Source organism: Mesorhizobium sp. MC2-1-1, from assembly GCF_057597255.1.
This window is the reverse complement of record NZ_CP195205.1, coordinates 869,247-894,569: the sequence shown is the minus strand read 5'-3', so window position 1 is coordinate 894,569 and position 25,323 is coordinate 869,247. Positions and strand designations below refer to the sequence as shown.

At 65.1% G+C, this 25,323-nt stretch carries 33 protein-coding genes; 14 read left to right on the top strand and 19 right to left on the bottom strand.

The window, feature by feature from the left end:
* Positions 1–6: 6 nt before the first annotated feature.
* Together ACR64R_RS04385 and ACR64R_RS04380 are read right to left on the bottom strand one after the other, a co-directional pair.
* Positions 7–264: a metal-sensing transcriptional repressor gene (locus tag ACR64R_RS04385; RefSeq protein WP_487362375.1), complete on the bottom strand. Its 258-nt coding sequence runs from the start codon at positions 262–264 to the stop codon at positions 7–9.
* 174 nt (positions 265–438) lie between these two features.
* The gene (locus ACR64R_RS04380; protein ID WP_095816402.1) at positions 439–588 is read right to left on the bottom strand and encodes a hypothetical protein; all 150 of its coding nucleotides are present in this window, start codon (positions 586–588) and stop codon (positions 439–441) included.
* A gap of 242 nt (positions 589–830) precedes the next feature.
* Here ACR64R_RS04380 and ACR64R_RS04375 point away from each other — a divergent pair, with 242 nt between their 5' ends.
* The 5 genes from ACR64R_RS04375 (at position 831) to ACR64R_RS04355 (ending at position 4,830) form a co-directional block, all read left to right on the top strand.
* The gene (locus ACR64R_RS04375; RefSeq protein ID WP_176480002.1) at positions 831–1,013 is read left to right on the top strand and encodes a hypothetical protein; all 183 of its coding nucleotides are present in this window, start codon (positions 831–833) and stop codon (positions 1,011–1,013) included.
* Between the two features lie 60 nt (positions 1,014–1,073).
* Positions 1,074–1,454, top strand: a complete 381-nt coding sequence (locus ACR64R_RS04370) for a YkvA family protein (protein ID WP_487360461.1) — start codon at positions 1,074–1,076, stop codon at positions 1,452–1,454.
* A gap of 62 nt (positions 1,455–1,516) precedes the next feature.
* Positions 1,517–1,750 (top strand): hypothetical protein, encoded by a 234-nt coding sequence (locus ACR64R_RS04365; RefSeq protein WP_487360460.1) that lies wholly within the window; start codon positions 1,517–1,519, stop codon positions 1,748–1,750.
* 1,041 nt (positions 1,751–2,791) lie between these two features.
* Positions 2,792–4,189: a sensor histidine kinase gene (locus tag ACR64R_RS04360; protein WP_487360459.1), complete on the top strand. Its 1,398-nt coding sequence runs from the start codon at positions 2,792–2,794 to the stop codon at positions 4,187–4,189.
* Positions 4,186–4,830 (top strand): response regulator, encoded by a 645-nt coding sequence (locus tag ACR64R_RS04355; protein WP_487360458.1) that lies wholly within the window; start codon positions 4,186–4,188, stop codon positions 4,828–4,830. Before ACR64R_RS04360 ends, ACR64R_RS04355 begins: the two co-directional genes overlap by 4 nt.
* A gap of 131 nt (positions 4,831–4,961) precedes the next feature.
* Here ACR64R_RS04355 and ACR64R_RS04350 read toward each other — a convergent pair whose 3' ends face one another.
* From ACR64R_RS04350 to ACR64R_RS04340, 3 genes are all read right to left on the bottom strand, one after another.
* Positions 4,962–5,492: a hypothetical protein gene (locus ACR64R_RS04350; RefSeq protein ID WP_487360457.1), complete on the bottom strand. Its 531-nt coding sequence runs from the start codon at positions 5,490–5,492 to the stop codon at positions 4,962–4,964.
* 374 nt (positions 5,493–5,866) lie between these two features.
* Entirely contained in the window at positions 5,867–6,457 is a 591-nt protein-coding gene (locus ACR64R_RS04345; RefSeq protein ID WP_487360456.1) for a hypothetical protein, read from the bottom strand.
* 210 nt (positions 6,458–6,667) lie between these two features.
* Positions 6,668–7,555, bottom strand: a complete 888-nt coding sequence (locus ACR64R_RS04340) for an EamA family transporter (RefSeq protein ID WP_487360455.1) — start codon at positions 7,553–7,555, stop codon at positions 6,668–6,670.
* 595 nt (positions 7,556–8,150) lie between these two features.
* On the opposite strand from ACR64R_RS04340, the gene ACR64R_RS04335 reads away from it, so the two are divergent.
* Genes ACR64R_RS04335 through ACR64R_RS04320 form a run of 4 tightly spaced genes read left to right on the top strand, consistent with a single transcriptional unit; the run spans position 8,151 to position 13,196 of the window.
* Positions 8,151–9,293 carry an acyltransferase family protein gene (locus tag ACR64R_RS04335; RefSeq protein WP_487360454.1) on the top strand — a complete coding sequence of 381 codons (1,143 nt, stop codon included), beginning with the start codon at positions 8,151–8,153 and terminating at the stop codon, positions 9,291–9,293.
* Entirely contained in the window at positions 9,290–10,399 is a 1,110-nt protein-coding gene (locus ACR64R_RS04330; protein ID WP_487360453.1) for a glycosyltransferase family 2 protein, read from the top strand. The genes ACR64R_RS04335 and ACR64R_RS04330 overlap by 4 nt, the downstream gene beginning before the upstream one ends.
* The gene (locus tag ACR64R_RS04325; protein ID WP_487360452.1) at positions 10,396–11,427 is read left to right on the top strand and encodes a glycosyltransferase family 2 protein; all 1,032 of its coding nucleotides are present in this window, start codon (positions 10,396–10,398) and stop codon (positions 11,425–11,427) included. Before ACR64R_RS04330 ends, ACR64R_RS04325 begins: the two co-directional genes overlap by 4 nt.
* A complete protein-coding gene (locus ACR64R_RS04320) occupies positions 11,424–13,196 on the top strand; it encodes an ABC transporter ATP-binding protein (protein ID WP_487360451.1) in 1,773 nt (590 codons plus the stop codon). Before ACR64R_RS04325 ends, ACR64R_RS04320 begins: the two co-directional genes overlap by 4 nt.
* A 166-nt stretch (positions 13,197–13,362) precedes the next feature.
* On the opposite strand, the gene minE is transcribed toward ACR64R_RS04320, so the two are convergent.
* The 3 genes from minE to minC all read right to left on the bottom strand — a co-directional run bounded on the left by minE (position 13,363) and on the right by minC (position 15,488).
* A complete protein-coding gene (minE, locus tag ACR64R_RS04315; protein ID WP_140644955.1) occupies positions 13,363–13,635 on the bottom strand; it encodes a cell division topological specificity factor MinE in 273 nt (90 codons plus the stop codon).
* Positions 13,632–14,447, bottom strand: coding sequence for a septum site-determining protein MinD (gene minD, locus ACR64R_RS04310; RefSeq protein WP_487362374.1), 816 nt, complete (start codon positions 14,445–14,447; stop codon positions 13,632–13,634). Before minD ends, minE begins: the two co-directional genes overlap by 4 nt.
* Before the next feature lie 117 nt (positions 14,448–14,564).
* The gene (minC, locus tag ACR64R_RS04305) at positions 14,565–15,488 is read right to left on the bottom strand and encodes a septum site-determining protein MinC (protein ID WP_487360450.1); all 924 of its coding nucleotides are present in this window, start codon (positions 15,486–15,488) and stop codon (positions 14,565–14,567) included.
* Positions 15,489–15,823: 335 nt separating this feature from the next.
* Between minC and ACR64R_RS04300 the strand changes: the two genes are divergently transcribed.
* Entirely contained in the window at positions 15,824–16,072 is a 249-nt protein-coding gene (locus tag ACR64R_RS04300; RefSeq protein ID WP_487360449.1) for a DUF982 domain-containing protein, read from the top strand.
* A 200-nt stretch (positions 16,073–16,272) separates the two neighbouring features.
* On the opposite strand, the gene ACR64R_RS04295 is transcribed toward ACR64R_RS04300, so the two are convergent.
* From ACR64R_RS04295 to ACR64R_RS04265, 7 genes are all read right to left on the bottom strand, one after another.
* Positions 16,273–16,422 (bottom strand): hypothetical protein, encoded by a 150-nt coding sequence (locus ACR64R_RS04295; RefSeq protein ID WP_487360448.1) that lies wholly within the window; start codon positions 16,420–16,422, stop codon positions 16,273–16,275.
* Positions 16,423–16,516: 94 nt separating this feature from the next.
* The gene (locus ACR64R_RS04290; protein ID WP_487360447.1) at positions 16,517–16,699 is read right to left on the bottom strand and encodes a hypothetical protein; all 183 of its coding nucleotides are present in this window, start codon (positions 16,697–16,699) and stop codon (positions 16,517–16,519) included.
* 86 nt (positions 16,700–16,785) lie between these two features.
* Entirely contained in the window at positions 16,786–17,061 is a 276-nt protein-coding gene (locus tag ACR64R_RS04285) for a DUF1488 family protein (RefSeq protein ID WP_487360446.1), read from the bottom strand.
* Positions 17,058–17,384 (bottom strand): hypothetical protein, encoded by a 327-nt coding sequence (locus tag ACR64R_RS04280; protein WP_487360445.1) that lies wholly within the window; start codon positions 17,382–17,384, stop codon positions 17,058–17,060. Before ACR64R_RS04280 ends, ACR64R_RS04285 begins: the two co-directional genes overlap by 4 nt.
* Positions 17,381–17,617, bottom strand: coding sequence for a hypothetical protein (locus ACR64R_RS04275; protein ID WP_487360444.1), 237 nt, complete (start codon positions 17,615–17,617; stop codon positions 17,381–17,383). Before ACR64R_RS04275 ends, ACR64R_RS04280 begins: the two co-directional genes overlap by 4 nt.
* 19 nt (positions 17,618–17,636) lie before the next feature.
* Positions 17,637–17,771 carry a hypothetical protein gene (locus ACR64R_RS04270; RefSeq protein ID WP_487360443.1) on the bottom strand — a complete coding sequence of 45 codons (135 nt, stop codon included), beginning with the start codon at positions 17,769–17,771 and terminating at the stop codon, positions 17,637–17,639.
* A 285-nt stretch (positions 17,772–18,056) separates the two neighbouring features.
* On the bottom strand, positions 18,057–18,320 hold the full coding sequence (locus ACR64R_RS04265) for a hypothetical protein (RefSeq protein WP_487360442.1): 264 nt from the start codon (positions 18,318–18,320) through the stop codon (positions 18,057–18,059).
* 548 nt (positions 18,321–18,868) lie between these two features.
* Between ACR64R_RS04265 and ACR64R_RS04260 the strand changes: the two genes are divergently transcribed.
* The 3 genes from ACR64R_RS04260 (at position 18,869) to ACR64R_RS04250 (ending at position 20,884) form a co-directional block, all read left to right on the top strand.
* Positions 18,869–19,081 (top strand): hypothetical protein, encoded by a 213-nt coding sequence (locus tag ACR64R_RS04260; protein ID WP_487360441.1) that lies wholly within the window; start codon positions 18,869–18,871, stop codon positions 19,079–19,081.
* A gap of 45 nt (positions 19,082–19,126) precedes the next feature.
* Positions 19,127–19,318: a hypothetical protein gene (locus ACR64R_RS04255; protein WP_487360440.1), complete on the top strand. Its 192-nt coding sequence runs from the start codon at positions 19,127–19,129 to the stop codon at positions 19,316–19,318.
* Between the two features lie 174 nt (positions 19,319–19,492).
* Positions 19,493–20,884, top strand: a complete 1,392-nt coding sequence (locus ACR64R_RS04250) for an FAD-binding oxidoreductase (RefSeq protein WP_487360439.1) — start codon at positions 19,493–19,495, stop codon at positions 20,882–20,884.
* A gap of 58 nt (positions 20,885–20,942) precedes the next feature.
* Here ACR64R_RS04250 and ACR64R_RS04245 read toward each other — a convergent pair whose 3' ends face one another.
* Complete coding sequence (locus tag ACR64R_RS04245; RefSeq protein ID WP_487360438.1) at positions 20,943–21,851, bottom strand: helix-turn-helix transcriptional regulator; 909 nt, start codon at positions 21,849–21,851, stop codon at positions 20,943–20,945.
* On the opposite strand from ACR64R_RS04245, the gene ACR64R_RS04240 reads away from it, so the two are divergent.
* Positions 21,832–22,578 (top strand): hypothetical protein, encoded by a 747-nt coding sequence (locus tag ACR64R_RS04240; protein WP_487360437.1) that lies wholly within the window; start codon positions 21,832–21,834, stop codon positions 22,576–22,578. The genes ACR64R_RS04245 and ACR64R_RS04240 overlap by 20 nt on opposite strands.
* 31 nt (positions 22,579–22,609) lie before the next feature.
* Here ACR64R_RS04240 and ACR64R_RS04235 read toward each other — a convergent pair whose 3' ends face one another.
* From ACR64R_RS04235 to ACR64R_RS04225, 3 genes are all read right to left on the bottom strand, one after another.
* The gene (locus tag ACR64R_RS04235) at positions 22,610–23,035 is read right to left on the bottom strand and encodes a globin family protein (RefSeq protein ID WP_487360436.1); all 426 of its coding nucleotides are present in this window, start codon (positions 23,033–23,035) and stop codon (positions 22,610–22,612) included.
* Positions 23,036–23,267: 232 nt separating this feature from the next.
* A complete protein-coding gene (locus tag ACR64R_RS04230) occupies positions 23,268–24,080 on the bottom strand; it encodes a BA14K family protein (protein ID WP_487360435.1) in 813 nt (270 codons plus the stop codon).
* Between the two features lie 63 nt (positions 24,081–24,143).
* Positions 24,144–25,256: a KamA family radical SAM protein gene (locus tag ACR64R_RS04225; protein WP_487360434.1), complete on the bottom strand. Its 1,113-nt coding sequence runs from the start codon at positions 25,254–25,256 to the stop codon at positions 24,144–24,146.
* Positions 25,257–25,323 lie beyond the last annotated feature (67 nt).

Genomic DNA, 25,323 nt, shown 5'->3' with positions numbered 1-25,323 from the left:
GCGGCCTCACAGATATTTGGTGAGCTGCTTCAGCTCTTTCAGCGTGTCCCTGGTCGGCTCGCCACCCTCGACAAGGCAATGCTCCATATGGTCGTGGATCAGTTCGCGCTTGGCGTTGCCGACGGCGCTCTCGACGGCATGGAGCTGCTGCGCGAGATCGAGGCAGGAGCGACCGTGCTCGAACATGGCGAGCACAGCTGCGAGATGGCCGTGCGCGCGCTTGAGTCGGGCGATGATGTCTGGATGGGAACTGTGCATCGTCATGCTTGATATCCTATCCTCCAGGGTAGGATATTGCAATGCGTGCGCGTGATAGACGTAAAGCGAAGCGTCGACGGGCACGCGCAGCGCCGTGACCTTGATCAATCGGCTACGCGCCTGGCCACCCTCGCCCGCGCGCGCAATCGACACCGCACGCGGGAAACCAGGGCGGCGATCTTAGTGGCGCTTGAAATATTGCACCTCGCGTTCGTGCTTCTCCGCCGCCTCGCGCGACTTGAAAGTGCCGAGGTTGCGGCGCTTTCCTGTCCTCGGATCGACCTTGCGCGAATAGAGCCGGTATTCGCCGGTTTTCAGCTTGCGGATCATGGCAACCTCCTGTGTGGACCCTGAATCCAACCCGCCGGGGCCGTCGCGGTTCCGATAACCATCGAGCCTCCGCCCCGAAGGCGGCAATAAACGCTTCTGTCGGTGAACCATTTCACGGACTCGAACGACCCAATGTCGGAAGCGACATCGCAACGACACGACCAAGTCGAATTATTTGTATTCAAATGACTTTCGCGACGTTATTCGGATGTTGCGAGGACGCTGGATCTGAGGAGGGTGAGATGGTGGCGGCGAAGCTTCACGGCGTGGAACTCGTCAGGGGCCAGAAGTGGACAGTACGGGTCACCGCCTACGGCACGACGCTCATCTTCCCGTTTGAAGCCGAGCAATATGCGCGCTCCTATGCCGACGGCCAAGCCTTCCGCCTCGGCGTCGAGGTTGTCGAACTGAAAGACTGCGCCTGAATGGCCAATCCGGTGGCCGTCCGCTGGCCCGAGGACCGCACAGCCGTATACGATGGTCGTATGTCGGCTCTCGATTCGGCAAGGCAATGGGCGCGCGCCATCAAGCGCGATGTGGTGGCCCTGTGGATCGCCGCCCGTGATCCGCGCGTGCCGTGGTACGCGAAAGCCACCGCGGGCGCCGTCGCGGCATATGCGTTGAGCCCGATCGATCTCATCCCGGACTTCATCCCGATCATCGGCTATCTGGACGACCTGCTGATCGTACCCCTCGGCATCATGCTCGCGGTCAGGCTGGTCCCGACCGACCTGATGCGGGAATTCCGTGAAGAAGCCATGCAGCGCGAGAAGCCGGTCAGCAAGGCGGGCCTCGTCTTCATGATCGCGGTCTGGGTGCTGGCGGCGCTGGCGCTCGCCTGGCTGTTCTGGCCGAAGCCGGCCTAGCCCCTGCCCGGGCTCGACCGTAGTGGCGCATATGCGGTTCGATTAGTGACCTCTTGTATTCGATGCAGATCAGGATCATGCTGGTGGGGCGTGCGAAATCGCATGCATGGCGCGCGGGTCAAAAAGGGTCAGGCGTGATGGAGTTTGCAGTCTGCTACGGCCACGACGGGTTCGATCTGGCGCGGTCGATTCTCCTGGACGTCACGGCTTTCTTCGCGCTGATGGCTCCAATGGCGATCGCGCGGCTGGTCGAGATGGCGAGAGAGGATGCCGCGGCCAGAATGCAGGTCGCTTGACGAGCGGAAAGCCGCGTTCGTGGAATTGCCCTAACCGTCGCGGCAGACCTTTCGGATCGACGGGCCGCCGAGTTGGGTCGAACGGTCGATCTCCTCCTGGAAATGCGCCCGCCGATCGAGTGCCAGCCACGAAGCGCGCGGCGAAGCTTCCTCAGCCGGGCATTCTTTTGCGCACGCGCCAGACGCTCCGCTTCATCGGTTGAGGCCTGAAAAGGCCTTTCGACCGTGCGCGGGTGACGGTTTCTCGGCATCGGGGTCGAAACGCGCTTACCCGCCTTTCGTTACGTTGGGAATGGACGATCGGCGGCTTCCGCGCATACAGCGTTCCGGTGTCGGCCGCCGGGCGCGACCCCGGTGCCGCAGCCCGAGCGACGGACGAGGATGGGGGATTTCCGGGATCAGTGGTGGGGGTAGCCCGGCTTGCCTTGGTGGCGGAAGAGTATGACCCTTCGACCGGCAAGCCGGGCTAAAGCGCCGGCCATTGGGTTTCCTTGGGGGGAGCCGGCGCACGGCCAGACTGGCCGTTTCCCCTCAAGCCCGCAATTGTCGCTGAGGTCCTATGCGCCAGCGCAATGGTCCGAGCGGCAAACGCTGTTTGCGAAAAAGCGTGAGCAGCTTTCGAACGGGTGACGCTCTATCTCCTCGATTCGACGACTGCTTGAGATGCGAGGCCGATTCCAGGGCGAATCAACCGGCTTCCGACGCCCGAACGCTCAGCTTCGCGTAACCTGCCTGGCCTTCTGGTGCGTATTGTCGACGGAATGCCCGTCGTGCCGCCCCTGGTCCGCCCCCGTGACGGGGTTCGCCTGAACTGACCGCCGGAAACCTCGCGCAAGGCCTCGACGTCAAAAATCAACGGCCGCTGGTGAAACTCTGCCGACATCGACTGCGTTGCCAATAACAGGGCGAGCGACCTCCCGCTTGCCAATCGGAGCCGGCAAACCGTCGTTGTTAACCGTCCCCGTCGGCACGGACCAAGGTCGGTGTCGCAATTGCCTGCCCTTGCCTATACTCTCGCGAACGGGTGGGTGAACGGTGCCGATGTTCGGGACGTATCCAAGACGACTTGCGCTAGTCTGGGGCGGGCTTTCGCTCGCCTGGCAGTTCGTGATCGCCGGTGGCATCGGCCTTCTGGCCGTGATGCTCGTGGTCGGGCTGTGGGTGACATCGCAGATCCGCGACGGCGTGCTGCACAATTCCGCCGCCACCACCGCGCTCTATGTCGACAGCGTGATCGCGCCGCTGCTGCCCGACATGCGCAAGAGCCAGGAGCTCGACGACACCGTCAAGCGGGCGCTGGACGAGACGCTGGGCCAGGGCGCGCTTGGGAAGAGGCTGGTGTCTTTCAAGCTTTGGCGCCGCGATGGCACGGTGCTCTATTCGAAGGACGCCGACCTCATCGGCAGGCGGATCAAGCCCAACGCCAACCTCATCGCCGCTTTCGCCGGCAATGTCATGGTCAAATACAACAGGCTCGAGGACGAGGAAGACGAGAAGGAACGGTCGCTGGGCGTGCCGCTGCTCGAAATCTACAACCCGGTGCGCGAGCCCTGGTCGGGCGAGGTCGTGGCCGTCACCGAGTTCTACGAGTTGTCCGGCGACTTCGAGGAGTCGCTGCGCTCGGCCCTGTTGTGGAGCTGGCTGGTGGTGGCCGCGGCCACCGCGGCCGCGCTTGCCCTGCTGTCGGGCATCGTTTTCCGCGGCAGCCGCACCATCGTCTCGCAGCAGGCGACGCTCGAGGCCAAGGTTTCCGAATTGCAGGCGGCGCTGGCGCAGAACTCGTTGCTGCGACAGCGCGTCCAGCGCGCGTCGCGACGCGCCACGGCCATCAACGAGCGCTATCTGAGGCGCATCGGGGCCGACCTGCATGACGGGCCGGCGCAACTGGTGGCACTCGCCGCGCTCAGGATGGACAGCCCCGTGCTGGTCGACCCGGCCACGTCGAGCGCGCTGCGCGAAGCCGAGATCGCCGGCATCCACAAGACGCTGGGCGAAGCGATGCGCGAGATACGGGGCATCTGCAACGGACTGGTGCTGCCGCAGATCGAGACCCAGGCCGTCGTCGACATATTGCGGCTGGCGGTGGCCGAGCATGAGCGGCGCACCAGCACCAAGGTGCTGCTGACGCTACCGGAGCGTTTGCCGGAGCTCGGCACCTCGGAAAAGATCAGCATCTACCGGTTCGTGCAGGAAGGCCTGAACAACGCCTACCGCCACGGCAAGGGCAAGGGCCAGCAGGTCAGGGCCACGACGAAGGGCGGCAAGCTCCTCGTCGAGGTCGTGGATGCCGGCCCGGGCTTCGATCCGGCCAGAAGCGAAGGCCTCGGGCTTGCCGGCCTGAGGGAACGTATCGAAAGCATAGGCGGGCAGTTTGAAACGCTGACCGGCCCCGGAGGAACCAGACTGGTGATAACACTGTCTGTCGAGGAGCAACCGTGAGCACACCCATCCGCATCGCAATCGTCGACGACCACCCATTGTTTCGCGAAGGCGTGGCGCGCAGCCTCGGCGAGATAGGCGGCTTCGAGCTTGTCGGCGAAGGCGCCAGCGCCGAGGACGCCGAGAGGCTGGTGCGCGCCAGCACACCCGACATTCTTCTGCTCGACATAAGCATGCCAGGCGGCGGCCTCAACGCGCTCGCCGGCATCCTTTCGGCTGTGCCCGACCAGAAGATCGTCATGCTGACTGTGTCGGAGACCAACGCCGACGTCGCCCAGGCTCTGAAGGCCGGCGCGCGCGGCTATGTGTTGAAGGGCGTCGGCTCCAAGGCGCTGGCCGAAATCCTGCGCGATGTCGCCAACGGCCAGAGCTATGTATCGCCGAGCCTTTCGGCCAGGCTGCTTTCCGACCTTCTGCAGCCGGCCGGCAGCAAACCGGATCCGCTCGCCCAGCTCACCGGCCGCGAGGCAGAGATCCTGAACCTGGTGGCGGAGGGGTTGAGCAACAAGGAGGTCGCCGCCCGGCTGTCGCTGCAGGAAAAGACGGTCAAGCACCACATGACCAGGGTGCTGGCCAAGCTGAACGTGCGCAACCGCACGGAGGCGGCGCTGCTGATGCATGAGGCGAGAGAAAGGAATTGAACTGGGTAACTGGAGAATTGAAGAAAGTTCCTCAGTTCCTCAATTCTCCAGCCCCAACGCAAATCACCCCCGCCCATAGGAACGGGGGTGATTTGCGGAGCGTGGGAAAGGGGGTAGCTCCCCCGCGACTCTCACAGGTTCAGCAGGCGCGACAAGTCCTCCTGCGTCGCCAGGCGGTCGATGATGGTACGGCCCAGCGCGTCGGTCATCTCGAAACGGCCGTTCTGGACTTGCTCCTTCATGCCGTTGCGATGGGTGACCGTGATCTTGTCGCCCTCGATCGAGAGCGTGTCGCCGGTCACCGTATTGGTGTAGCTGTTCTTGCCGTCCGGATCGGTGTTACTCTTCGCGCTGTTGTTTCCCGGGCCGGCATTGGGATTGCCGCCGCCTGCGTTGCTGTTGTCGGAATTGCCGCTTGCGTTGCTGTTGTCGGAATTGCCGCCGGCATTGCTGCTGCCCGATGAATTTCCGCCGGCGCTGTTTCCGCCATTGCCGCCGTTGCTGTTGCCGCCTCCATTGCCATTGCCATTGTTGGCGTACGCGGTGGAACCGATCTTCGTCACATTGCCCGGCACCAGCAGGCAGGACGCCACGACAAGCGCCAGCGCGGCCGTGACGCGGAGCGTGAAGTGGGCAAGCTTGTTGCAGGCGGGGTGGCGCATTCTGTGCTTTTCCGGCGGCTCCACCCCCGCACGGCCGAAGGTCCACACACGGCACGGGCGAGACGGAACCAGTGTCTCTCAGACGGGCAAGGATCACATTCCGTCGCGGCGATGAAAGCGGCCCACGACCCATGCCCCGGCCGTTCGGACCATTTCCGCCGCCACGGGTGACCAATGTCGCAACCAGCGCTCGTCACCGGGTTCAAAAAAATTACCCCCGCACGGAGGCGGGGGTAAGGTGAGCAGCCAGGTCTATCGCAAGACGATCAGGACCGTAGAGACGAAGCAAAAGGTGGCAACCTGATTTTGCAGCGCTGACCTGCGGTCCCTTAAGATCTAACTCCGATGAAACCTCGCTCTCACAAACTCTGTTCTCACAAACTCTTCAGGCGGTTGAGATCGGCCATGGTGGCCTTGCGGTCGACGATGGTGCGTCCGTATTTATCTTCCATCCTGAACCTGCCGTTCTCGACCCTCTCCTTCATCCCGTTGGGGTGCGTCACCTGGATGCTGCCGGCAGTGGCCTCGACCTTGTCCCCGGTAAGCGCATTCACATGACTGTCGACATCGGCGGCGCTTGCCGTGCCGGCGCTGCTGTTCCCGTTATCGCTGCTGCTGCTTGCGCTATTTCCGCTATTGCCGTTGCTATTTCCGCTGTTGCCGCTGTTCCCGCTATTGCCGCTATTGCCGCTGTTGCCGCCGCTGTTTCCACCGGCATTTCCGCCGCTGTTCCCGCTGTTGCCGCCGCTGTTTCCACCGGCATTGCCGCCGCTGTTTCCGCCGCCATTGCCGCCGCTGTTTCCGCCGCCATTGCCGCCGCTGTTCCCACCGCCATTGCCGCCTTTGCCGGCATAGGCCTTGGTCACAACGACACCATCGAAGGAGAGACTAAAAGGCGCGACGACGAGCGCCAACGCAGTCAGCGCCCGCAAGCCCAGCCCGCAGCCCACGCGCGATGCGCGCATTCCGCTCTCCCCGCGCCAGTTCTTCAGCCCGTCGGCCGAACTACCCCACCGGCAATTTCGCAACGTAACCATCCTCAATCAGCTCTCCATAAGGAAGTGGCCCACGACCCTTGTCTTGTCCACTCGGACTTGCTGCGAATCATTCATAGGACCTAAGTCTTATTTCAACCGCAGATTGCTCGTCATACGGCTTGAATTTAAAAGCCAGCCTCAAGCGAGCGAAGGTGCCGGTCGCCGCGCGGCGACCGCCGTACCAAAGGCGGCGGCAATGACGGCGGCGATGCCGACGCATTGCAATAGGTTGAGCCTCTCATGCAGGAACAGGAAGCCGGTCAGGGCGCCGCCCGCCGGCTCCAGGCACACCAGCATGCCGTAGACCCTGGCTGGCATGCGGGCCAGCACCAGCATTTCCAGGTAGAAAGGCAGCGCGCTGGAGAACAGGCCGACCACGGCCGCGCCCGCCATGATGCGCGGGTCGGCGAGATAGGGCTGCGCGGCGCCAAAGCCGAAAGGCAGCGACAGCACCGCGGCGATCGCCATGCCATAGGCGGCGGTGCGCACGCCGAGCTCGGCGCCGGCCTTCTGCGCGAGGATGATGTAGAGCCCCCAGCAGGCGCCGGCCGCTAGCGCCAGCACCACGCCCAGCGGATCGAGCCCGCGACTGATACCGGCAAAGGGCGAAAGCAGCGCGATGCCCACTATCGCCAGCGCCACCCAGACAAAGTCGAGCAGGCGCCTGGAGCCGAGAGTCGCCACGAACAATGGCCCGGTGAATTCCAGCGCCACGCAGATGCCAAGCGGTATGCGCTGGAGCGCGGCATAGAACAGCATGTTCATGGCGCAGACGGTGACGCCATAGGCGGCCAGCCAGGGCAGATTCTTCCGCGACGGCAGCACCTTCCAGGGCCTGAGAACCGCCGCCAGCATCAGAGCGCCGATGGCAAGCCTCAGCATGGTCGTGCCCTCCGGTCCCAACAACGGGAACAGGCCCTTGGCGAAAGCGGCGCCGACCTGCACCGACAGCATGGCGCCGAGCAGGCCGAGGACGGGCATGGCGCCGACATGCGCCCGCGGTTTTGCAATCGGCGTCGACGTCACGTGCTCTCCGCCCCCCTCTCCTGGTCGAAATCGGAGATAAGGCCTGGCGACAGCGCCGTCGTGAGGCAGCGGGCGGCGGATGCTGGGACAGGCGGCCACTGCGTTAGGGCAGCAGGCCTGCCGAACCGCACAAGAACTTGAAATTCAAAATGTTTTCACGGACTCTACGGTAGAATTTGGCATCGCCTCCAAGCCTGTTTCCCAATATTTCCATCATGCCCGCTGCGGTTGTCGAGATGACTCTACGACATCTCTGGCGATAGATAGTTTTCCGGCATCAGACCAATTGCCCATGACTTCGTAAGACCATTGGACGGCCGGTGCGAATATTTTTTCAACACAACTATTTACGTCCCACAACGGCATCACATCTTATTTCAGGCACGTAAGCATTTTGTGTTGCACCGCAACATCCACCGCGACAACCGTGGGCGGGGGCATTCCTGTTGGAGGATGCCATTATTGTGACTCGGATGGGCATTCGGTCGGCCGGCAGGGATTGCGCCCCCGGCTCGGACGCTGAGTGGTCGGCCCCGAGCGGCGCGATTTGCCCGCCCTCTGCCGCGTTGCGTGACCGATCTGGAGAATGCCGCTGATGGCGAACGCGCGCGACATTCAGCTCGATGCGCTGCGGGCCATTGCGGTAACGCTGGTGCTCTACTCGCATTTACTCGCTCCCGGCGGCTCGTCCTTCGTAGGCCATCTCGGCGTCAGGTTGTTCTTCGTGCTCTCCGGCTTCCTGATCACCCGGCTTTTACTGGACGCGCGCGACGCATCCAAATTCGAGACCGGGACCGCGCTGCGTTCCTTCTATGCCAGGCGCATGATCCGGATATTCCCGCCTTACTTCGCGGTGCTGGCGCTCGCATGGTTCGCCTCGGAACAATCCAGGCCCTCGCTCGCCTGGCATGCGCTCTACCTCTCAAATTTCTGGTACGCGCGGCAGAACGACTGGACGCCCTGGCTGCTCTGCCATTTCTGGAGCCTCAGCATCGAGGAGCAGTTCTACCTCGCCTGGCCGCTGATCGTGCTTCTGGCGCCGCGCCGGCACATCGAGGCGATCGCCATCGGCGTCATCGCCTTTTCGCTCGCCTACCGGTTCTATTGGCCGATCGCCGCCAACCCGGCGCTCGCCCGCGACCTGCTGCCGCCGGCCTCGATGGATGCGCTTGGCTGCGGCGCTCTGCTTGCCGTCCGCCGCGCCAGGGGCGCGGATGCGCCGCAATGGATGCGGCTCTGCTGGCCGGCCCTGGCGGTGGTGTTCCTATTCGTGGTCTGGTCGGATCCCGGGCCGGCGAATTCGGCCTGGGAGTGGCCGCGCTGGGCGCTGGTCCAGGTGCTGCCGCTGTTGCCGATGCTGGCAATCGTCGCCGCATGCTCAAACGGGCTGCGCGGCACGCTGGGCAGGATGGCCGAACTCGCCCCGCTGCTGTGGCTCGGCCGCATCAGCTACGGCGTATACCTCTATCATTCGATCCTTCTCGCCTTGACCGTCAGGGCGCAGCCATGGCTCCCAGTCAACGTCTCGGACCAGGGACCGGGGCGGTTCCTCGTCGCGGGCACTGCCACCGTGGTCGTCGCATCGCTTTCCTGGGTGTTTTTCGAGAAGCCGCTCAACGGTCTCAAGCGCTATTTCCCCTATGTCGCGCCCGCTCATCCGCGTGGCGCGAGCGAGGCCCTCGGGTTCGGGGCGGCCCCGGCGCTCGATCTGCGGCCGACGGACCGGAGCCGACCATGACCGCCGCGCCGCTGATCTCCGTACTGTTGCCGGTTTACAATTCCGAGCCCTACGTGGCCGCCGCCATGCAGTCGGTCCTGCGGCAGGACTACGGCCGGCTCGAAATCATAGCCATCGACGACGGATCGACCGACAGGTCGCTCGAGATCCTCGAACGCTGCCGCCGGGACGACAGCCGCGTATCGATCATATCGCGCGAAAACCGTGGCCTCGTCGCCAGTCTCAATGAGGGTCTTGCGGTGGCGCGGGGCGAACTCGTCGCGCGCATGGACGCCGACGATTTTGCCTATCCATGGCGGCTGTCGCGCCAGGTGGCGCTGTTTGCCGCGCGGCCGGAGCTCGGCTTCTGCGGCGCGCTCGTGGACACGCTGCTGCGCGGCCGCGTCCTCAAGGGGCGGCTCGACCCGGTGTTCCGTCTCAGCCTCCCCGAGCTGGCACAATTCTTCACGATCTTTCTGCACCCGACGGTGGTCTATAACCGCAAGGTCATCGGCGAGGCCGACCTCCACTACGACGGCGCTTATCGGCATGCCGAGGATTTCGACCTCTTCCGGCGGCTGGCCGACCGCTATCCGGCCGCGCTTATGCCGGAGAGCCTGCTGGTCTACCGGGTCCATCCCGGCAGTGTGACCAGCCGGCACGGCAAGGAGATGCGGCGCACGCATCTCAAGATTGTCGGCGAGAACCTCGAGCGGCTGGGTTTGGCGCAGGACCGCGAGGACCTGCGCGCCATCGGTGATCGCGTCTGCCTCGACACCGTGCGCCAGGCGGCCGCTTTCATCCGCGCGCTTGAAGAGCGGATCGCGATATTGCCCGATCCGACGCGGCCGAGCTTCGAGGCCGGCGCGCTCAACCTGTTCTATTTCCTCTACCAGTTGGTCAACGACGAGGAGCGGCCGGCGCTGACGCATGAATTGCTGACGCTGACCGGGAAATGGAACGCGATCCGCCGCCGCGAGAAATACGCGCTCGGCCCCAGCGCCTGGGCGCCCTGGCTGAGCCAGGCCTCGATGTGGGCGGGCAAGCGCGCCGATTGGCTTGCCTACCGCTTCAAATCCGCACCGGCGACGTCGGCGCTCGCGCCCTACAGGATGGCCGCGCCATGAACGCCGAGCGCCATCCGTTGCTGCGGCAGCTGCGCCCCGCCCTGCCCCCTCCTCCGCGGCCCAGGCAGCGCCCGGAGGTCTCCTTTATCGTCTGCACGCGCGACCGGCTGGACGTGCTCGAAGCCTGCATCGACTCGATCCGCGCCGCGTGCCGGGCGCATCCGGCCTTCGCGGCCGAGCTGGTGGTGGTCGACAACGGCTCGCGCGACGGCACGGCCAGCTATCTTTCATCGACCGCCGCTATCTCTGACATCGCCCTGACCGCCATCTCGGAGCCCCGCCCCGGGCTTGCGGCGGCGCGAAATGCGGGGCTGGCGCAAGCGCGCGGCCGGGTGCTGGTGTTCGTCGACGACGACTGCAGGCTCGACCGCAACTATCTCGCCGACCTCGAGCGGCACTATGCGAGCGGCGAGAAATGGCTGATCCGCGGCGGCCGCGTCGAGATCGGCGACGCGCGCGATCTGCCCTTCACGATAAAGCGCCGCGACGAGCGCGAGCGACTGACGCCGGCGGTCCACCCGGGCGGGTTCGTCCTAGGCTGCAACATGACCATGCACCGCGATGTCGCCGCTCGCATCGGCCCCTTCGACGAACGCTTCGGCGCCGGCGGGGCGCTGCGCTCGGCCGAGGATACGGACTATCTGGTGCGGGCGATGCTTGCCGGCATGGCGGTGGAGTATGTGCCCGACATGACGATCTTCCACCATCACGGACGGCGCGACCGCATGGCGATCGACCGCCTGCACCGCGACTATCATTTCGGCAACGGCGCGCTCTGCCTGAAGTATCTTCGCCGCGCGCCCTGGCTGCTTCGCCATTTCTACTGGGCGACGCGGGCGGCCATGCGCGAGCTCGTCGGCGGGCCGCGCTTCGACCAGGATCTCAAACTGTCGCACTGGCCGGTCGTCCTGATGAACCTCGCGGGCGCGGCGAAATTCATGGCTCTCGTGCTTATCAGGCGGCCGGGTCGGCAGCCGCAGGCGGGCAACGGGACCATCGAGGCCAGGGCGCAGGTGGGCGCGCGATGAGCACGCGCCCGACCTTGCCGATGCTGCGCCAAGCGCTCAGCCGCCGGCAGCTCGGCCTGCTGCCGGTCGTCGTCGCGCTCGGGCTAGCCGGTGCCGCGCTCGAAGGTTTCGGCATTGGCCTGATCATCCCGCTGCTCGGCATCATCATGGGGCATGGCGACACAGCCGGCATGGCGGGATTCTCGGCCCTGCTGCAGAAAGTCGGCGCCGGGCTTGGCGAGCGCGAGCGGCTGATCGCCATCGCCGCCGCGATCCTCGGCTCGATTCTGCTGAAGAACCTGCTCGGCTTCGCCAATTCGGTGCTCACCGCCCATATCTATGGCAAGGCCAGCCAGGCGATCCGCGGGGCGCTCGCCGAGCGGCTGCTTTCGATCGGCTATCCCTTTTTCCTGAAGGAGAGCCCCGGGCGGCTGCTCAACATCATCTCCAGTGAATCCTGGCGGGCCTCGGACGCCATCCAGGCGATGCTGGGCTCGATCGTCAGTGCCTCGGCGTCGCTCATCCTGCTTGTCTTCCTGCTGCTGCTCTCCTGGCAGATGACGCTGCTGGTGATGCTCGGGCTGGCACTGGTCCAGCTCGCGCATATGACGCTGTCGGCGCATCTGAGGAGCCACAGCCGCAGTGTTGCGGCGCGCAACAGCGCCTTGGCCTCACGGATGCTGCACCTGGTCCATGCCGGCCGGCTGATCCGCATCTTCGGCCAGGAGGCACGCGAGAAGGCGGCGTTCGAGGCGGCGTCGGACGGAGTGCGCCGGGCGGCCTTTCAGCTCTCCAACCGCCAGGGCGCTCTGGGCCCGGTGACCGAAGTGCTGCACGCCATGCTGTTCCTTGCGGTGGTGATCGGCGCATGGCTCGCGGGCTTGAGCTTCCCGCTGGTCGCTGCCTTTCTCATCCTGCTCTACCGGCTGCAGCCGCATGTGCGGGCGCTGCAGATGACATGGAGCCAGTTGCAGGGGCTTTCCGGCTCGCTGGAGGAGGTGACCTGGCTGCTCGACCCAGCGGGCAAGCCGGCGCCGCCGCAAGGCAGCCGGCCTTTCGAGTCTTTGAGCGAAAAAATCGCCTTCGAGGGCGTGAGCTTCAGCTATTCCAATGAGGAGCAGCGCGCGGCGGTGCTGCATGCCGCGAGCTTCGACATAAGAAGCGGCCGCTCGACGGCGCTGATCGGCCGCTCCGGCGCCGGCAAGACGACCATCGTCAACCTGCTCTGCCGCTTCGTCGAGCCGGACGGCGGCCGCATCCTCGTCGACGGCGCGCCGCTGGGCGAGATCGATCCGGTCGCATGGCGGGCGCATATCGCCTTGGCCAGCCAGGAACTGGAACTGGTGGACGGCACGATCCTCGACAACATCACCTACGGCAAGGACGCGGCGAGCGCGGAAGGGGCGCGCCGTGCGGCCGAGCTTGCAGAGGCGCATGAATTCATTGAACGCCTACCGCAGGGCTACGAGACCGTCGTCGGCTATCGCGGCGTGAACCTGTCGGCCGGCCAGAGGCAGCGCATCGCGTTAGCCCGCGCGCTTGTGCGCGACCCGGACATCCTGATCCTCGACGAGGCCACCAACGCGGTGGACGGGCTGTCGGAAGCGGCGATCGTGGAAACGCTGAGGTCGCGTGCCGGCCGCCGCACGACGATCGTCATCAGTCACCATCACTCGACGATCTCGTTCTGCGACGATTTGGTGATCCTGGAGCATGGCAGGGTGAGGAAGCAGGCGCCGTTCGCGGAACTCGCGGCACGCAGCATGGATGAGCTGTATCAGCCGGAGTGAGGGCTTGGGGATGGCGGCCTCGCGCCATCGTCATCCTAGGGCGGAGCAAGGAGCGAAGCGACGCGCGCGGACCCCGGGGGTGACGAGGCGTTGGCGCAGGCCCGCTCCGCCCGCTGCGCGGCAAACCTCTCCCCCGCCATTGGCGGGGGCGAGGAACCAGTACTTCTCACCCCGCCATGGCCAGCGGCGCTGCGCTCTTGTTGGGGATCTGGATGTCGATCTCCAGCGTCGACATTGTGGCGCCGCGGTCCATCGAGACCTGGAGGTAGTCCTGGTCGATCTGCACATGCCTGGCAATGACCGCCATGATCTCCTCGCGCAGGATGGAGACGAGATCCGGCTGGCCGCGGCTCTGGCGCTCATAGGCGAGCAGCAGCTGCAGCCGCTCGCGCGCTACCGGCGCGCTGGTGCGCCGCTTGAAGAGATCGAGGATGCTCATGCGGCCCTCCTTCCGAGCAGCCGGTCGAGGAAGCCCTTGCGTTCGAAGGGGACGACCACCGGCAGGTCCTCGCCTTCCAGGCGTCTTGCCGCTTCAAGATAGGCCTTGGCGGCGGCGTTCAGCGGTTCGGAAAGCGTGACGGGCGAGCCCAGGTTCGAGGCCCTGAGCACGTCCTGGCTTTCCGGGATGATGCCGAGCAGCGGCGTGGAGAGTATCTCCAGCACGTCGTCGATCGACAGCATTTCGCCGCGCGAGGCGCGGGCCGCGTCGTAGCGGGTGACCAGCACGTGCTTCTGGACCAGCTCGCCCTGCTCGGCCTTGAGGGTGCGGGCGTCGAGCAGGCCGATGATGCGGTCGGAGTCGCGCACCGAGGACACTTCCGGGTTGGTGACGATGACCGCCTCGTCGGCGAAGCGCATGGCGAGCTGCGCGCCGCGCTCGATGCCGGCCGGGCTGTCGCAGAACACATAGTCGAACACCGAGCGCAGCCTGGCGATGACCTCGGCCACGCCTTCCTCGGTCAACGCGTCCTTGTCCCGCGTCTGCGAGGCCGGCAGCAGATAGAGCGTCTCCAGCCGCTTGTCGCGGATCAGCGCCTGCGAGAGCTTGGCGGTGCCCTGGATGACGTTGACCAAGTCGAACACCACGCGGCGCTCGGCGCCCATGATGAGGTCGAGATTCCTGAGGCCGACGTCGAAATCGACCAGCGCGACCTTCTTGCCGGTCTTGGCCACGGCGGCGCCGAGCGCGGCCGTCGAGGTTGTCTTGCCGACGCCCCCCTTGCCCGATGTGACCACGACTACCTTGCCCATATTCATCCAGCCTCCGTTGGCGCTTTTTATTGTCAGGTCCGCCCGTGTTGGACAGGACGGACTCTGCGGGAACAATTGCACGCGAAACCGGTCCGAAGCTTGCCGCCCCGAACAAACTCAGCCGAGCGGCACCACGCACAACGCATCGTTTTCGAGGAAGGCCTGCACGGCCTTGCCGCGCGAAACGCCCTCCATCTCCTCGGCGGTCGTGTACCATCCGTCGACGGCGAGCAATTCGGCCTCGTTCTTGCGGCAGAAGATGCGGGCCGAGATATTGCCTTCGGAACCCGCGATGGCGCGGCCGCGCAGCGTGCCGTAGACATGGATGGAGCCGCCGGCGACGATTTCCGAGCCGGACGCGACAGAGCCCAGCACGATGACGTCGCCATGCGGGTGGAAGATCGACTGCCCGGAACGGATCGGCGCCTTGATCATCAGCGTACCGGCGGAAGGTTCGGACCGCGCGGCGCCCTGCCCCGAATCTACTTGCCCTGGCTCAGCCTGAACCGGCTCGACCCGCACCGCCTCGAGCCTCGCCAGCTCGGGGTCGACCGGCTCGTCCTCGGACATCTCGATCCGCGGCGACTCGGCCTGCCCTGCCTGCGCAGCCTCGGCCGGCGCCGCCTGGATTATTTCCTGAGCCACCTGCGCCCGCTCGCCGGCGGCGGCTTCCAGTTCCTCCGCCCTCGCCTTGCGCGCGGCCCTGCCCAGCAATCCCTCGGCGGTCGCCTCCTTGGCGCCGGCCAGCAGCGGCGGCAATTCAGGGCCGAGCTCGGCGCCTTCGAGCTCGATGGCATAGACGCGGATGCCGCGCGAGCCGAGCACGCCGACCAGCGCGCCGATCTCCTCCGGTCCCGGTTGCAGCAGGTTCAAATCCAGCACCACCGGGCGCCCGGCGAAATAGCCGGGCGAGTTGGCGATCCAGCGATCCAGCCCCTCCAGCCAGTCGGCGATCGGCGCCTCCGGCGTCAGCGTGAAAGCGACGAAGGAACGGGCGCGGAAGCGGATCGATTTGTTGTGCAAAGGGGCGGCGAAGGTCACGACCGGGCGAATCCTTACTCAATGGTTAAAGGGTGCCGGGCGAATGGTTAACAAAAGGTTAATTTCAGGGATTGGAGCCGTTAAGGAAGTGGCGCGGCTAAGTTCTGTGGCAGCGCGATCACAGTGCCCGCACACCAACAGAAGCAGCTATCTTGCCAGATAGGTCGGGCTGTCCAGCGGCCTTTGTCTTGAGCTTGCTCATGCGAATGGAGCTGTACCGGTTCCCCCGCGCCTGCCTCAACATCTTGTCGCTCAATCCGCCCCCCCTTTCGCCTATCCGACGGTCCCGAACAAACAGTGCTTGCTATGTTGCGCGCCCCGGCCTAAGCGCAGTGATGGCAAACGAAAAATTCGATCAGTCGGTAACCGTCCTCGCCGATCCGGCGGGCGGGCAGGAGACAATCGGCGATGCGACCGCCTGTCTCGATTTCCTGCTGCGAAGATGGCGCGGCAAGCGAAGCGACAAGCACCGTGCAGCCATCCAGGCCTGCACGGATACTAATAGCGGACGCCGACCGGCTTCATTCGCGCGCAAGGCATTCATCGCGGCCGCCCGCGAGGCGGCCATTCTTGTGACACCTTAAGGCTGTTCGCGTACTCTGAAGTTCCTGCTTTCGATGTCGATGATCTCGCCGCAATTTTCGCACTCCATCTGGGTGTGAGCGCGAATCCAGCCCACGCGCGTTTTCGCGTGGTGCCGACACCGAGGACATTCCACATCTATTTCGAAGTGGTCGGACTCTCGTTTTGTCATTTTCGGTTCCAAGGCCGGCCTAACGCGACATCATCCGTTATCAGCGCTCCCCTCGCGCTCGCCTTGTTGCTCCGCTACTTTCTCTTTCACCACTTTGGCCGCGAGCTTCGCCTCCTTCTTTGCCGCCTTCGCCTTGTCGCGTTGACTGCGCTCGTATCGATAGTTGGGCTTTATCGCCATGGTATTTCTCCCGAGTCAGGGCGTGAACGGCTGGGATTGGACATGCCCAGGACCGGAAAAGCCAGCCCTCGCGACACTTGCAGGCGGCCGTAAGTCAAATCAGGCGATTGCGTTCAGCGATCTGGCGTGCCCGCCGCACGGTGCCGTCGGTGTCGGCGAGCTTGCGCATTGCTGCCTCGTCCTTCCTGATCGTCAGCCGCGCCGACATGATCCTTGACGACCTGACGATAGGCTTCACAGCGGGGGGCGGCGCCTCGGGGGTTTTCATGGAACGCATCGGCATTATCCTTTCTTGTGGCAGCGGGCAGCCAAGGCTAAGGCTATTCGCGGCTGCGTGCTTTTCCTGCGAAATCGGCTTACTTCCTATCGGAAGCCGGAAGCAGTGAGCGTGTAGGCGTTTCGGCGCTGGCGCGCATATGCTTTGCTGGCGGCGTCCTGGATGGAACTTCGCAGGGCGTCGAAGGCCGCGAGGTATGCCATCTCGGCCGCTTCCTTACCCCCAGCATTGTCGGCGGATATCCCAAGGGCTTCGACCTCGACGAAGAAGCGGACCTGGAACATGCCGTCATGGCCAATGAAGCTGACGGCGCGGCGTGTCTGGTCGAAGCTCCGGCTGGGATTTGGAAAGGCGAGCGTCACGGGTAGCCCGCCCCTATTTCGGCACATTCAATTGCCGGCCGTGTCCTGCTCCATTCCCATCGAGCCTCGACATTGCGACGATTGAGATCCAGCATGTTCCTGGTCGCGTGCGTGCGGGTAAGCCCAACCATCGCAGCGCCGTCGACATGCGCGGGAATTCCGGTGAAGACATGGTAGACGGTCCAGGAATGATCGGCTTCGATACGGCGGCCGTATTGACGATCCCTGAAGGCGTGGGTCGATAGGGCTCTATCGTTCTGCGGACAGCCGGATTTGCCCTTGTGTTCATTCCCGGTTTCGCCATTGGCCATGGAGCTGTTCATCCCTGTCCTTCCTCGCTTTCCTGTGCGGCAATAATCTCCGAATAGAGCGCTGCGCCGTCAGCTTCGGAGATCGTGACCGCGTCCGGCCGCTGCGGCATGTTCAGCGTCCTCGCCAGCAGCCGCGCGATCTCAATTGCACCGTCGAGATCGGTTGCCAGCACTGTCTCGCGGCCGATCAGGGCATGCGCGTCGTCGGTGACTCGCGTGCGATAGAATTCAATAACGACCTTCATCGGGGGCCGCCGCGCGCTGTCAGCCTTTGCCCTTTGCCTGGCTATTGCCGGCGCCCTTGATCTGGCCGCCGAACTGGATCTCAGGCTTGGCCGGGGCCTTTTCCTGCTTCGGCTTCCTGATCTCGCGGTTCGAGCGTCTCTGTCCCTTGGCCATGTCCGAACGTCCTTTCTATGAGCACAATGCCGTTGTCCGATGCCGACCTGCCGATGCGTTCCAAACTGTCCTCGGTCACCACGCGCTCATGCGGTTCTCCGTCGCTGCGGATGCGATATTGCGGTGAGGTTCCGTTCGTCGGCAGCGTGCCGGTGACGTGATAGATTTCGTCAGTCTTCCGACCGGCGCCAAACCCGCCCCTCATGCGGACCGCTTGTCCGATGTCGAAAAGGCGGATGGGAGCCCCGTGCCGTATGGGACGTGCGTTGCGTTGCAAAAGAGTTGTCATGGTTGTCTCCGGTCCTCAACGAACGCGGCCTCTAGCGTTGCCGGTTCGATAGGCACTATTTGCCGCGTATATCCCTTCGCGGATATCGCCGGCAGGTGAATGAAGGTGCCCACGCGGCGCCATGCGATACGCGAAGCCCCTTCCAGGGCCTCCTCGTCGATATCGACGCGATACTCACCGGGCGGCTGCGGCGTATTGAAGCCCGCCAGCATGAACGCCGCGTTGAAGCGAACGACGGTCGGTGTGGTGCGAGTGGTCACTTGCGGCTTTCCGCGGAAACGCGCATTGCGCCTTCCGCTTCAGTTCCAAACGAACCGCCGAAACAATGTCCGATACTGCCAGTACATCCGTGGTCAGCGCCGGCATCATTTCAGGGTTCGAACGAAGCGACCTGCCGCGCCGGGAGCGGCGCAATGCATTCGCTATCGAAAATTCGGAGGTGGATGGCGAGGCTTCACTATGCGAAAGCCACCTCGACCAAATCAACGAGTTTTATATATGCACATCAATTGCGCTTCGAGCAAGGCGGTTTCCAGTTTTTATTTTTCCCGGTTAAATAAAAATCCAAGACCAGCGCTCGAAAAAATAAACGGAAATTCTACACATTCCCGACTATATTTTTCGACTCTCGCAATTATTACACCCGATTTTTTCCGGGTTCAGCCATTAATTTTGGCACTCCTATCTATCGTGCGCCAAGCCGTCTATAAGGACAGGCGTCGTCGCCCTTGCCGACACAGAAAGAAGCAGCCGTTGAAATCCGCTCATTCCACAGCAGCGCCGTGCAGCGCGCCGCGAGGCCGTTTCCATGCGTGAACCGACGCCGTCGCCTGCTTTCGGCAAGTTCGGCGCCAAGGCGCCGGCTACCGTGGCGGAGCCACCCAGATCGAAGCGCATCGAGAATGCGGCGACGCGCGGGCTCGCGATGCTCTCTTCACACGGGCCGCTCGCCTTGAAGCTCTATGTGATGCTGTGGGTCGCAGCTTTGGCAGCGTCGGTGTTTGTCATATTGAAGGCCTGACAGGGTCGGCCGTCGCCCAAAGCGCAAATGAAAAGGAATATGAACATGGCAAACCGCTACGCGCTTCGGATGGAGCGGCCAAACAGTTGGACCGTCTTCGACATTTTCACCGGCCAACCTGCCGAGGTCGAGCGGAAGGTGATGGTCGGCATCAAGACACGTCGCGCCGAAAAGCTGGTTGTCGAACTGAACATCCAGGACATCAAACGGCGGGAAGACGCTCACAGGACACCCTGATCCCGCCACGCGCGTGGCTCCAAGGCTTCGCTGCATCTATAGAGTAAGGACTCCTGGAGCATTTCGCCGTTTCACGGAAACGGCGAAATCCTCTATCTCTATATCCTTATGCATATCGTTGCTGCAAAGCCGCCACGCACTTTTGCGCAACACGCTAGACGGAGCAAAGCCAGCGTGAGCGACGACCAAGCCCTCATCACCTCCCTTCGCTCGATCCTCCCCAACGCCACCATCTGGGACGCCCCCGAACTCGCCGCCCGCGATCCCGGCTTCGATGCCCGCAATTTCAGCGCCGCCGCCCTGGTGCGGCCGTCCGACACCGCGGGCGTCGCGGCGCTGGTTCGATTCTGCGCGGAGCGTGGCATCGGGCTGGTCGCCCAAGGCGGGCGCACGGGGCTGGCGGGCGGTGCGGCGACGGTTGCGAGGCAGATCATCTGCGATCTCGGGGGGCTTGCCCAGATCGAGGAGATCGATCCGGTCGCGCGGGTGGCGATCGTGCAGGCGGGCGTGACGCTGGGCGCGTTGCAGGAGGCTTGCGCCCTGCATGGGCTCGACCCAGGCATCGACCTCGCCGCGCGCGGCAGCGCCACCATCGGCGGCATGGTTTCCACCAATGCCGGCGGCATCATGGCCTTTCGCAACGGCACGATGCGCCACCGCGTGCTCGGGCTGGAGGCCGTGCTGCCGGACGGTCGGCTGTTCTCCGATCTTACCCGCGTGCTCAAGACCAGCGCCGGCTACGACCTGAAGCACCTCTTCATCGGCGCGGAGGGCACGCTCGGCATCGTCACCCGGGTCGCGGTTCGGCTCGACCCGGTGGCAGGCGCCAGCGCCACGGCGCTGGTCGGCCTGCCGGACGCGGCGAGCGCCCAGCGGATCGTGCGGCATTTCTTGGGCTCGACCAGCGCCCGGCTCACCGCCGCAGAGATCCTGTGGCGCAACTTTGCCCAGCTCATGCAGCGGGGGCTGGGCTACGCGTCCGGGCAGTTGCCGCTCGACGCGCCATGCCTTCTGGTGCTGGGGCTCGGCGCCGACAGCATCGAGGCGGCCAAAGCTGTGCTGGAGGACGGGCTGGCGGCGATCTGGGAAGAGGCCGGCGTCATCGACGGGCTGGTCGCGAGTTCCGAGGCCCAGGCGGCCCAGATGTGGCGGCTGCGCGAGGAGACCGTCGAGATCGAGCGCGCGCACCACCTGCCGCCCTCCTTCGACGTGTCCGTGCCGGGCGGCGGGCTGGACGCCTATGTGGCGCGCATCGAGGCGGGGCTGAAGGCGCTCGATCCTTCCTACGCGCCCTATGTCTACGGTCATCTTGCCGACGGCAATTTGCACATATCCGTCAATTGCGACGGGCCGGTTGCGCATGAGCGGCACGAGGCGATCGAGGACGTGCTTTACGAAGGGCTCACGCAGGCCGGCGGCTCGTTCTCGGCGGAGCATGGCGTGGGGCTCGACAAGCGCGAGGCGTATGAGCGCCACGCCGACCCGGTGAAGCGGGATTTGGCCAGGATGATCAAGCAGATGATCGATCCGGGTGATGTGATGAATCCAGGGAAGGTCGTGGGCTGAGAGGCCGCTCCTCGCCCGTGCAAAGAAAACACTGAGACGTCGGGGGAACAGTTCTTCCCTACCCCGCCATCCTCGCAACGCCAGGCGATACCTGCCGCATGGAGCTCGGCGCGATGCCGTAGGTGCGGCGGGCGGTGCGGCTCAAATGCGCGGCGTCGGCGAAGTTGGCGGCATGGGCGGCATCGGTCCAGGAGGTCCCGGAGTAGCCGAGTTCGAGCGCCCGGTTGAGCCGCGTCCACAAGAGATAGGCGCGGAAGGAAATGCCGGTCTCCGCCACGAAAAGGTGCCGGAAGCGGCCGGCCGAGAGGCCGACATGCCGCGCCACCGTCTCCAGTTCGAGCGGCTCGGCCAGCCGCCGGTCGATGAAGGCGGCAGCCTGCAGGATGCGCGGGTCGACCGCGCCCACCGGGGCCGTTCCGGAGAGCGCGTAAAGCACTTCGAGCGCGGCTGCCTCCAGCTCCTCATCCGGGTCGCCGGCATCGAATTTCGCGCGCAGGCCCGCCGCGTGCGGCGCCATCTCGGCCGGCGGCACGCCCACGATGCCACCTGCGCCGAAGCGGCCGATCAGGCCTTGGCCGAGCGCTGATTCCGGCGCGCAGAACAGATGCGCGATCATGCGACCGGGCGCCTGGAAGGTGTGCGGCAGGTCGGGCGGGATGACGGCGCCGGCATAGGCCTGCCATGGGGCGGCGTTGTCTGTACGGAACTCGACACGGTCGGACAGGGCGATGGCGAGTTGGACGGCGTGATGGGCATGCATTTCGCTCGGGCCCAGAGCCTGCCCGATCCACAGGCTGCCGCCCGACCAGAAAATGATCCTGCCGATGCCCGCGATCCCCATCGCCCCGGTATGCCACGAATCGCGCGAGCCGGCAGCCCCTACGTTCAATCCAGGAGGCGCGCGGGCGGCTATCTGGCGCGCCATCGAGAAAAAATGGAGCCGAACGATGACCACCATCCCCTTCATCGATGGCCTCGCCGCCACCGACCAACGCAGCACCGCCCTTGCCCAATCCACCAGCCAGCGGCGTTGCCTGCCCCTCGCCTCCGCTCTGCTGCTTGCCGGGCAGATCCTGTACATCGCCGTCACGCAGTTCCACGCCGGCGGCGAAGCCAACGATCACCATGCCATTTTCGCCACCTATGCCGCGAACGCGATCTGGATGGCGGTGCACCTGGGGCAGTTCGCCGCCATGGCGATCCTCACCGGGGGCCTTGTGGCGCTGTCCGCGGCGCTCGAAACCGAGGCCGGCGCGGCGCGGTGGCTGAGCCGCCTCGGCGCCGCCTTCGCCTTGGCGGCGCTGGCGCTCTACGGCGCATTGCAAGCGGTCGACGGCGTGGCGCTGAAACAGGCGGTGAATGCCTGGACGACGGCGCCGGATGCCGAAAGGGCAACCCGCTTCGCCACCGCAGAAGCGGTCCGCTGGCTGGAATGGGGCATGCGCGCCTACCAGGATTTCACCTTCGGCCTGGCGCTGCTCGTCTTTGCCGCGGCGCTGGCGCGCGTCGCATGGCTGGCGCGTCCCATCGGCTGGTTGGCCGGGCTCTGCGGGCTTGCTTATATGGCGCAGGGCTGGGTGGCCGGCACGCAGGGCTTCACTTCCGCGCAATCGGTTGCGATCGTGCTGTCCTGGGTGCTTGGGCTGGCCTGGATGGGCTCGCTGGCGGCGCTGCCGCCGAGGCAGGACAGTTGACAGTCGAACACGGCGGGAGCGCCCGCGCGGCTTACGCAGCCAGCTGCATTTCCCGGGCCGCGGCGATCATCACACCCGCCAGCAGGCCGTAGGCCGCGGTCCAGGCCGCGCGCGCCTCTTGCGTGAAAGCCTCGCCAAGGCCCGCCTCGAGCGTCTCGATCAATGCCTGGCCGACGGTCGCGTAGTGACGTTCCTCGACACCGTAGCCGACATGGCGCCGCGCGAGGTCCTGGACCGTGGGCAGAATGGTCTCGGCGCGCGACAGGCCGTGCACGACAAAGCCCAGCGCCGCCATCAGCTTGGCGCCCTGCTTCTTCATGTCGGTCTCGCGAAACAGCGCCTTGAGGCTGCCGTCGAGGGCGAACAGCTTTTCGTAGAACAAGGCCGCGGCCGCTTCCTTGATCGGGACAACCTCGCGAAAACTTTCCTGCACTAGTTTGATCTGATCGGGTGTCATAGGCGCTCTCCTCAGCGTTTTGCATGCGCGACCATCGGGCGCGGGCGTTTCACGGGCATGCCGGTTGTGGGAGAGTTGTGTTTCGGCTTGGTCTCCGGTGCGTATCAAGGGTGGCTCGGCGCAGCCGGGGTGGTGCAAAGCTCGATAGGGGAAGTCGCTCTGCGAAGCTCCTCGCCGTCCACCGCTGCCACCGCTTTGCGGGGTGGGGAAACACCAACTGCTGGGGTCGGCGCTACTCGCACTGGCGGCGCGGGCCGCCATCATAGGGCTGGTAGGTGTTGTCCTGCGGGTCATAGGAGCGGTAGCGGCTGAAACAGTAGTCGATATGGTCGGCCGACGCCTGCGATACCGCTCCCACGGCCTGTACCGCGGGAGCCTGGTCCTCGGGCTGTTCCGGGCCGCCGTAGGTCGTCGCGTAGCCGTCCAGGGAACTGGAAAAGCCTTGCGCGTCGGTCTGGTCATCCGCCGTCGCGACCTGGTCGGCCATCCCGGCCTTGTCAGTTTGGTGTACTCCCGTCGACGCCGGGCGGTCGGGATCGAAGTAAGGCGAGATGCAGGAGCGCATTTCGCCGCTGTAGGAGCGATAGCTGTTTTCCTCCGGCCGATAGCTGCGATAGCGGTTTGCGCACCATTCGAGATGGGCGGCAGGCAACTCGGCCGAGGCTTGCTGCGCGGGCTGTTCGGCCGAGGCGACGTCTGGTGCCCGTTGGCCTGGCGCTGTGCCGGTCTGGGGCGTCTGCCGAGTTGGAGTTTGCTGCATCTTCGGTTGGGTCAGCGCTCCAAGGGAAGCGGCTCGTGTCCCGGTGTCTGCCTTGGCCGTCTCATCCGGCTTGGCAGGCGCGCCGGCAGCCGGAATGCGCTCAAGCTCCTGTTTGGACGGATCGACCGGGCGAGCGTCCTCAGTCCAGAGTTCGGAGACGCCGATCGCCGGCGTGATCTGACGCACCGGCTTGGCGGTCAGCAGCCAGGTGGCGAAAGCCAACCCGCTGGCGAACACAGCCAAGGTCAGTACCAAGCCGCCGACAATGCCCAACAAAGCCTTCACGCCACGCTCCTTCAGCCTGCGCTGATAGAATGCCGTGGGCTGAATCCGGTTCCCCGCAAATTGTTAATCAACCACCTCTCGATATGCCCGCGCCTTCCCGTCCTGCCCGCGGACAAGCCATTTGTCTCCATCCCTCCCCTCGATATGGCTCGCCGCCAGCGGCACCTTGCCGCCGCCGTCGGGCAGGTCGATGACATAGGTCGGGTTGCAGATGCCGGAGAGACGCCGTCGCAGCTCCGCCACCAGCGCCTGGCCTTCGGCAATCGTGGTGCGTCGGTGCGCCATGCCGCGCGCGAGATCGCCATGGTGGAGGTAATAGGGTTTTACGCCGAGACGATACATCAGCTCGCGGCAGAGCTCCTCCAACACCTCGACCTTGTCGTTGATGCCTTTCAGGAGGACGCTCTGGTTGAGCAGCACGAAACCCGCCTGCCGCATGGCGCGGCAAGCCGCCTCGGCGGCTTGGGTGAGTTCGCGCGGGTGGTTGAAATGGGTGACAACCGTTACCATCAGCCGGCCCTGCAGCGCCTGGACCAAGCCGGGCGTGATGCGCGCCGGCAGCGCCACCGGCACGCGGGTGTGGATGCGCAGAAGCCTGAGATGCGGGATCGCCTCCAGCCGGGCGCGGATCGCGGCCAGTGCCTTGTCGGGCAGTGACAGCGGATCGCCGCCGGTCAGGATCACCTCGCGGATTTCCGGATGCTCGGCGATGTATGCCAGGGCCGGTTCCAGAGCCTCGCCCGTGTAGCCGCGGCCGATCGACGTCAGCGACTCTTTTCGAAAGCAGAAGCGGCAATAGACGGCGCACTGATAGGTGGGGAACAGAAGCACACGGTCGGCATGGCGGTGGGTCAGGCGGGGCGTTGGACTGAAGGCGTGGTCGCCGATCGGGTCGTCGAGCTCGCCCTCGGCGGCTACCAGTTCTTCGGGCGACGGGATCACCTGGGCGCGGATCGGATCGTCGGGGTCGTTCCAGTCGATCAAGTCGAGATAGGGTTTGGGCACGCGCACCTTGTGGGCGGTGGCGGCCTCCTGCGCGGCGGCGCGCTCGGCCGGCGAGAGCGGCAGCTGGGCCAGGTCGCGGACATGGCGCACGCCGGCGCGGATGTCGGCCTGCCATGCGGCGTCGGCGCGGTCGTCGGCGATCGTTTCCTCGAGGGTGATGTGTGAAGTCATCCAGCGTCTCGGCAGCAGTTTCCGGGCGGATATCGGCTGGATGACCGGCAGGGTCAACTGCCGCAGA

What these genes read in the sequence shown, in the direction of transcription:
- ACR64R_RS04385 (WP_487362375.1), bottom strand. Translation starts at nt 264, where the DNA reads ATGACGATGCACAGTTCCCATCCAGACATCATCGCCCGACTCAAGCGC.
- ACR64R_RS04380 (WP_095816402.1), bottom strand. Translation starts at nt 588, where the DNA reads ATGATCCGCAAGCTGAAAACCGGCGAATACCGGCTCTATTCGCGCAAG.
- ACR64R_RS04375 (WP_176480002.1), top strand. Translation starts at nt 831, where the DNA reads ATGGTGGCGGCGAAGCTTCACGGCGTGGAACTCGTCAGGGGCCAGAAG.
- ACR64R_RS04370 (WP_487360461.1), top strand. Translation starts at nt 1,074, where the DNA reads ATGTCGGCTCTCGATTCGGCAAGGCAATGGGCGCGCGCCATCAAGCGC.
- ACR64R_RS04365 (WP_487360460.1), top strand. Translation starts at nt 1,517, where the DNA reads ATGCAGATCAGGATCATGCTGGTGGGGCGTGCGAAATCGCATGCATGG.
- ACR64R_RS04360 (WP_487360459.1), top strand. Translation starts at nt 2,792, where the DNA reads ATGTTCGGGACGTATCCAAGACGACTTGCGCTAGTCTGGGGCGGGCTT.
- ACR64R_RS04350 (WP_487360457.1), bottom strand. Translation starts at nt 5,492, where the DNA reads ATGCGCCACCCCGCCTGCAACAAGCTTGCCCACTTCACGCTCCGCGTC.
- ACR64R_RS04345 (WP_487360456.1), bottom strand. Translation starts at nt 6,457, where the DNA reads ATGCGCGCATCGCGCGTGGGCTGCGGGCTGGGCTTGCGGGCGCTGACT.
- ACR64R_RS04335 (WP_487360454.1), top strand. Translation starts at nt 8,151, where the DNA reads ATGGCGAACGCGCGCGACATTCAGCTCGATGCGCTGCGGGCCATTGCG.
- ACR64R_RS04330 (WP_487360453.1), top strand. Translation starts at nt 9,290, where the DNA reads ATGACCGCCGCGCCGCTGATCTCCGTACTGTTGCCGGTTTACAATTCC.
- ACR64R_RS04325 (WP_487360452.1), top strand. Translation starts at nt 10,396, where the DNA reads ATGAACGCCGAGCGCCATCCGTTGCTGCGGCAGCTGCGCCCCGCCCTG.
- ACR64R_RS04320 (WP_487360451.1), top strand. Translation starts at nt 11,424, where the DNA reads ATGAGCACGCGCCCGACCTTGCCGATGCTGCGCCAAGCGCTCAGCCGC.
- minE (WP_140644955.1), bottom strand. Translation starts at nt 13,635, where the DNA reads ATGAGCATCCTCGATCTCTTCAAGCGGCGCACCAGCGCGCCGGTAGCG.
- minD (WP_487362374.1), bottom strand. Translation starts at nt 14,447, where the DNA reads ATGGGCAAGGTAGTCGTGGTCACATCGGGCAAGGGGGGCGTCGGCAAG.
- ACR64R_RS04300 (WP_487360449.1), top strand. Translation starts at nt 15,824, where the DNA reads ATGGCAAACGAAAAATTCGATCAGTCGGTAACCGTCCTCGCCGATCCG.
- ACR64R_RS04295 (WP_487360448.1), bottom strand. Translation starts at nt 16,422, where the DNA reads ATGGCGATAAAGCCCAACTATCGATACGAGCGCAGTCAACGCGACAAG.
- ACR64R_RS04290 (WP_487360447.1), bottom strand. Translation starts at nt 16,699, where the DNA reads ATGCGTTCCATGAAAACCCCCGAGGCGCCGCCCCCCGCTGTGAAGCCT.
- ACR64R_RS04280 (WP_487360445.1), bottom strand. Translation starts at nt 17,384, where the DNA reads ATGAACAGCTCCATGGCCAATGGCGAAACCGGGAATGAACACAAGGGC.
- ACR64R_RS04275 (WP_487360444.1), bottom strand. Translation starts at nt 17,617, where the DNA reads ATGAAGGTCGTTATTGAATTCTATCGCACGCGAGTCACCGACGACGCG.
- ACR64R_RS04270 (WP_487360443.1), bottom strand. Translation starts at nt 17,771, where the DNA reads ATGGCCAAGGGACAGAGACGCTCGAACCGCGAGATCAGGAAGCCGAAG.
- ACR64R_RS04260 (WP_487360441.1), top strand. Translation starts at nt 18,869, where the DNA reads ATGCGTGAACCGACGCCGTCGCCTGCTTTCGGCAAGTTCGGCGCCAAG.
- ACR64R_RS04255 (WP_487360440.1), top strand. Translation starts at nt 19,127, where the DNA reads ATGGCAAACCGCTACGCGCTTCGGATGGAGCGGCCAAACAGTTGGACC.
- ACR64R_RS04240 (WP_487360437.1), top strand. Translation starts at nt 21,832, where the DNA reads ATGACCACCATCCCCTTCATCGATGGCCTCGCCGCCACCGACCAACGC.
- ACR64R_RS04245 (WP_487360438.1), bottom strand. Translation starts at nt 21,851, where the DNA reads ATGAAGGGGATGGTGGTCATCGTTCGGCTCCATTTTTTCTCGATGGCG.
- ACR64R_RS04235 (WP_487360436.1), bottom strand. Translation starts at nt 23,035, where the DNA reads ATGACACCCGATCAGATCAAACTAGTGCAGGAAAGTTTTCGCGAGGTT.
- ACR64R_RS04225 (WP_487360434.1), bottom strand. Translation starts at nt 25,256, where the DNA reads ATGACTTCACACATCACCCTCGAGGAAACGATCGCCGACGACCGCGCC.